The organism is Cellulomonas massiliensis JC225 (assembly GCF_000312005.1).
GTDB classification, from domain to species: Bacteria; Actinomycetota; Actinomycetes; order Actinomycetales; family Cellulomonadaceae; genus Cellulomonas; species Cellulomonas massiliensis.
The window spans coordinates 3,076,208-3,081,166 of the sequence record NZ_HE978588.1 but is presented as its reverse complement, the minus strand read 5'-3'; the positions used below and the strand labels follow the sequence as shown (position 1 = coordinate 3,081,166).

6 protein-coding genes are annotated in these 4,959 nt (G+C 74.0%); all 6 read left to right on the top strand.

Going from position 1 to position 4,959, the window contains the following annotated elements:
- The coding region (locus HGCM_RS18430) for an HPr family phosphocarrier protein (RefSeq protein WP_040399143.1) at positions 1–458 on the top strand (458 nt) is incomplete at its 5' end.
- Positions 459–538: 80 nt separating this feature from the next.
- Positions 539–1,234, top strand: a complete 696-nt coding sequence (locus tag HGCM_RS14535) for a TetR/AcrR family transcriptional regulator (protein WP_246119466.1) — start codon at positions 539–541, stop codon at positions 1,232–1,234.
- 99 nt (positions 1,235–1,333) lie between these two features.
- Positions 1,334–3,013 (top strand): MDR family MFS transporter, encoded by a 1,680-nt coding sequence (locus HGCM_RS14530; protein WP_019137556.1) that lies wholly within the window; start codon positions 1,334–1,336, stop codon positions 3,011–3,013.
- Between the two features lie 77 nt (positions 3,014–3,090).
- The gene (locus HGCM_RS14525; protein ID WP_019137555.1) at positions 3,091–3,501 is read left to right on the top strand and encodes a DUF4233 domain-containing protein; all 411 of its coding nucleotides are present in this window, start codon (positions 3,091–3,093) and stop codon (positions 3,499–3,501) included.
- Between the two features lie 60 nt (positions 3,502–3,561).
- Entirely contained in the window at positions 3,562–3,996 is a 435-nt protein-coding gene (gene ndk, locus HGCM_RS14520; protein WP_019137554.1) for a nucleoside-diphosphate kinase, read from the top strand.
- Positions 3,997–4,042: 46 nt separating this feature from the next.
- Positions 4,043–4,959: chromosome segregation SMC family protein (locus tag HGCM_RS18425; protein WP_040399142.1), on the top strand; the 917-nt coding region annotated here is incomplete at its 3' end.

Here is a 4,959-nt window from a genome sequence, read left to right as displayed (position 1 = left end):
GCGTGCGGATCGCCGACGCGCCGTTCGTCGAGGGCGCCGTCGCGGCCGCCGTCGCGGCGCACGGCGGCGCCGGCGTCGAGGGGGTGCTGGCCGCGGCCGAGGCGGCGGGAGGGCTGTTCGCCGAGTCGGGTGTCGAGCCGGCGTCGCACCACGCCGCCGCCCCCGCCGCCGAGCCCGCGAGCCCGGCGGGGCCGGACGACGGCGTCGTCCGGGCGACCCGGACGCTGCGCAACCCGCAGGGGCTGCACGCGCGTCCCGCCGCGACGATCGCGCGCTCGATGGCCGGCTACGACGCGCACGTGCGGGTCAACGGCTCCAACGCCGCCAGCGTGCTGGAGCTCATGAAGCTGGCGGCGCCACAGGGCACCGAGCTGCGGATCGAGGCGGAGGGCCCGCAGGCGCGCGAGGCGGTCGACGCGCTGACGGCGGCCGTCGACGAGGGGTTCGGCGAGCTCTGACCGGCTGACGCGCGGCCTGTGATCGGCGGCACGATCGTTTCACCCCCTGCACTTTTGCATCGGGTGTAAAGTTTCACTCCGTGAAGGAACGAGTGCAGGACGGCGCGCCGCAGGCGACCGACCGCGAGCGGGGCGACGAGCTGGCCGAGCTGGCGCGCGCCCTCACGCCCGACCCGGAGGAGCTGGGCCTGCGCGAGCGCAAGAAGCGCGCGCGGCGCGGCGTGCTCATCGACGCCGCGCAGGACCTCGTCGAGCGGCACGGCCTGGACGCCGTGACCGTCGAGCAGGTCTGCGAGGCCGCGGGGGTCTCCACGCGCACCTTCTTCAACTACTTCGACTCGAAGGACGACGCGGTGCTCGGGCACGTCGCGTGGCCCGTCGACTCCGGGCCCGCGCACCTGTTCGCGCAGGGCGGGCCCTCGGGGGAGCTCGTCGACGACCTCGTCGTCCTGCTCGCGGACCTCTTCGAGTCCCCGCCCGTCGGGCGCGACCGCGTCGAGCGGGGCTTCGCCCTGGCGCGGCGCGAGCCGCGGCTGCTCGCCAAGCACATGGGCTGGGTCGAGGAGCACCGCGACCAGCTCGTCGACCTGCTCCGCCGGCGGCTCGGCGACCCGCCCGAGCACCCCGTCGAGGTCGTCACCGCCCTCACGATGGTGCTCGTCCACGCGGCCGTCCAGGACGCGGCCGGTGGTGACGCGGCCCCGGCCGAGCGCGACGGACGGGCGCGGCTCACCGAGGTCGTCACCGCCCTGCGGCGCCTGCTCGACGCCGCCTGACCCGCCGCCGCGCGACCGGCCAGGTCCGCGGCTCCACCGTCCCCAGACTCCGTCGGGCTGCCCCGACGGCCGCCCTCCACCAGAACGAGGTACCCACCCATGGCGTCCCACGCCCCGGCACCGGCGAGCGACAAGCCGCTCGTCGTGCTCACGCCGCGCACCGTCTGGCTCATCTTCGGTGCGCTCATGGCCAGCATGTTCCTGTCCTCGCTCGACCAGTCGATCGTCGGCACCGCGATGCCCACGATCGTCGGCGAGCTCGACGGCGTCGCCCACCAGGGCTGGGTCGTCACGGCGTACATCCTCGCGATCGCCATCGTCATGCCGCTGTACGGCAAGTTCGGCGACCTGTGGGGGCGCCGGTGGCCATTCCTGGTCGCGATCGGCCTGTTCACGCTCGCCTCGGCGGGTGCCGGCTTCGCGCACTCGTTCGGCGAGCTCGTCTTCTGGCGCGGGGTGCAGGGCCTGGGCGGCGGCGGCCTCATGATCCTGTCCCAGGCGATCATCGCGGACATCGTCCCCGCGAAGGACCGCGGCAAGTACATGGGTCCGATGGGCGCGCTGTTCGGCATCGCCGCGGTGGTCGGCCCGCTGCTGGGCGGCCTGTTCACGCAGCACGCCGACTGGCGCTGGTGCTTCTGGCTCAACATCCCCATCGGCGTCGCGGCGTTCGTGACCGCGTGGCTCACCCTGAAGCTGCCGTCGCACCGCTCGGGCCGCCGGCTCGACGTCGCCGGGATCCTCTTCCTCGTCCTCGGCACGTCCGGCCTGGTGCTCGCCAGCAGCTGGACCTCGTTCTCGGGCAACAGCGGCTACGACTGGTCCGACCCGGCGCTGCTCGCGCTCGTCGGCGGCACCCTGCTGTCGATCGTGCTCTTCGTCGTCGTCGAGCTGCGCGCGAGCGACCCGATCCTGCCGCTGCGGCTGTTCCGGAACTCGACGTTCACCATCGCCACGCTGATCGGCTTCATCCTCGGGGCGGGCATGTTCGCGGCGCTGGCGTTCCTGCCGACGTTCCTGCAGATGTCGACCGGCGCAGGCGTGACGGAGTCCGGCTTCCTCATGCTGCCGATGATGGCGGGCGTCATGATCACCGCGATCGGGTCCGGCATCGCGATCACGAAGACGGGGCGCTACAAGGCCTTCCCGGTGGTGGGCCTCGCGATCACCGCGCTCGGGCTCATGTGGCTCACCCGCATCACGGGTGACATGTCGCTGTGGCTGTTCGGCGCCATGATCTTCGTGCTCGGCGCCGGCATGGGCCTCGTCATGCAGACGATCGTCCTGGCCGTGCAGAACTCGGTCGACCCGCACGAGATCGGCACCGCGACGAGCGCCAACAACTTCTTCCGCGAGATCGGCGCCGCGGTCGGCACCGCCGTCTTCTCGACCGTCTTCACCAACGCGCTGTTCACCAAGCTCTCCGAGGTGTTCGCGGGCGCGCCCGCCGGTGCGGGCGACGGGGCGGCCAGCATCACGCCGGAGGTCGTGCAGAACCTGCCCGAGCCGTACCGCAGCGGCGTCATCGACGCGTTCGCCGGCACCCTCGCACCGTCGTTCTGGTACTTCGTGCCGCTGGTGCTCGTCGGGTTCGTCCTGGCGCTCTTCCTGCGCGAGGTCAAGCTCTCCGACGTGGCCGGCATGGTGGCCCGCGGCGAGGCGGTCGCCGCGGACGACCCGCGCGCGGGCGCCGAGGTCGTCGACGAGCTCTCCGCCCCGGCGGCGGGCGACGCCCCCGAGGCGGACCCCGACGCCGAGCGCGTGGGCGCGAGCCGCTGAGCGCTCGCCCCGGCCGCGCCGTCGCACCCCGCCCCGACCGGCGGGGTGCGGCGGCGGGCGGCGGTTACCCTGACGCGGTGACGAGCCCCGACACCCCGCCCGTGCGCCGCAAGCGGCCGGCCAAGCCGCAGTTCGCCCAGACGATGCTCGTCCTGGAGGCGCTCGTGGTGTTCTTCGGGACGCTCGTGGCGTTCGGGCTGCGTGCCGCGGAGCCGCGTGCGGTGTGGCTGGTCGGGGGCGTCCTGACGCTCTGGTTCCTCGTCATCGCGGGCATGGTGTCCCGTCCGGGCGGGTACGCCCTCGGGTGGGCCGGCCAGGCGATGCTCGTCGCGACGACGCTCGTGCTGCCACCGGTCGCCCGTCCGTACGCGCTGCTCATGTCGGTGGTCTTCGTGGTGCTGTGGGTCGTCTCCCTGCGGATCGGCGCGCGCATCGACCGGGAGCGGGCCGAGTGGGACGCCGCCCACCCGGGCATGGTCGGTCCCTGACGGGCGGCGGGACGCCCGCCGGCCCGCGCGGCCCGGGAGCGCCCCGTTAGGGTGACGCCCATGACCGACGCACCCCAGCCCCAGCGCACCCTCGTCCTCGTCAAGCCGGACGGCGTCCGGCGGGGGCTCGTCGGCGAGGTGCTGCGCCGGATCGAGGCGAAGGGCTACACGCTCGCCGCCGTCGAGCTGCGGCAGGCCGACGAGGCGCTGCTGGCCGAGCACTACGCCGAGCACGCCGGCAAGCCGTTCGTCGGCCCGCTCATCGAGTTCATGTCGTCCGGCCCGGTGCTCGCCGCCGTGGTCGAGGGCCACCGCGTGATCGAGGGCTTCCGCTCGCTCGCCGGCGCCACCGACCCCACGGTCGCCGCGCCGGGCTCGATCCGCGGCGACCTGGCCCGCGACCAGGGGCGCAAGGTCATCGAGAACATCGTGCACGGCTCCGACTCCCCGGAGTCGGCCCAGCGCGAGATCGCGCTGTGGTTCCCGGCGCTCTGACGCCCGCCTCCACGGCACCCGCCCACCGCGCCCGTAGGCTCGCCCCGTGCACCTCAAGACCCTGACGCTGCGGGGGTTCAAGTCGTTCGCCTCGGCGACGACGCTGAGCTTCGAGCCGGGCGTCACGTGCGTCGTCGGGCCCAACGGCTCCGGCAAGTCCAACGTCGTCGACGCGCTCGCGTGGGTGATGGGGGAGCAGGGCGCCAAGTCGCTGCGCGGCGGCAAGATGGAGGACGTCATCTTCGCCGGCACCGCCGGCCGCCCACCGCTGGGCCGGGCCGAGGTGTCGCTGACGATCGACAATGCCGACGGCGCCCTGCCGATCGAGTACTCCGAGGTGACGATCAGCCGCACGCTGTTCCGCAACGGCGGCTCCGAGTACGCGATCAACGGGCAGGGCTGCCGCCTCCTCGACATCCAGGACCTGCTGTCCGACTCCGGCCTCGGCCGCGAGATGCACGTCATCGTCGGGCAGGGCCAGCTCGACGCCGTGCTGCGGGCGACGCCCGAGGAGCGGCGCGGGTTCATCGAGGAGGCCGCCGGCGTCCTCAAGCACCGCAAGCGCAAGGAGAAGGCTCTGCGGAAGCTCGACGCGATGCAGGCCAACCTGACCCGGCTGGGCGACCTCACGGCCGAGATCCGGCGCCAGCTCGGGCCGCTCGGCCGGCAGGCCGAGGTGGCCCGGAAGGCGGCTGTGGTCCAGGCCGACCTGCGCGACGCCCGCGCGCGCCTGCTGGCGGACGACCTCGCGCAGCTCACCGCGACCCTCGAGCAGGAGATCGCCGACGAGACGGCGCTGCACGCGCAGCGCGAGGAGGTCGAGGGCGGCCTCGCCGCGGCGCGCGGGCGGCTGGCGACCCTCGAGCGGGAGGCGGCCGAGGCCGCGCCCGCGCTGAGCGAGGCCAGCGAGGTCTGGTACCGGCTCTCGTCGCTGCGCGAGCGCATGCGGGGGACCGCCTCGCT

Bases quoted from the DNA above. Each gene is read 5' to 3' on its own strand.
- HGCM_RS14530 (WP_019137556.1), top strand. From the start codon at position 1,334: ATGGCGTCCCACGCCCCGGCACCGGCGAGCGACAAGCCGCTCGTCGTG.
- ndk (WP_019137554.1), top strand. From the start codon at position 3,562: ATGACCGACGCACCCCAGCCCCAGCGCACCCTCGTCCTCGTCAAGCCG.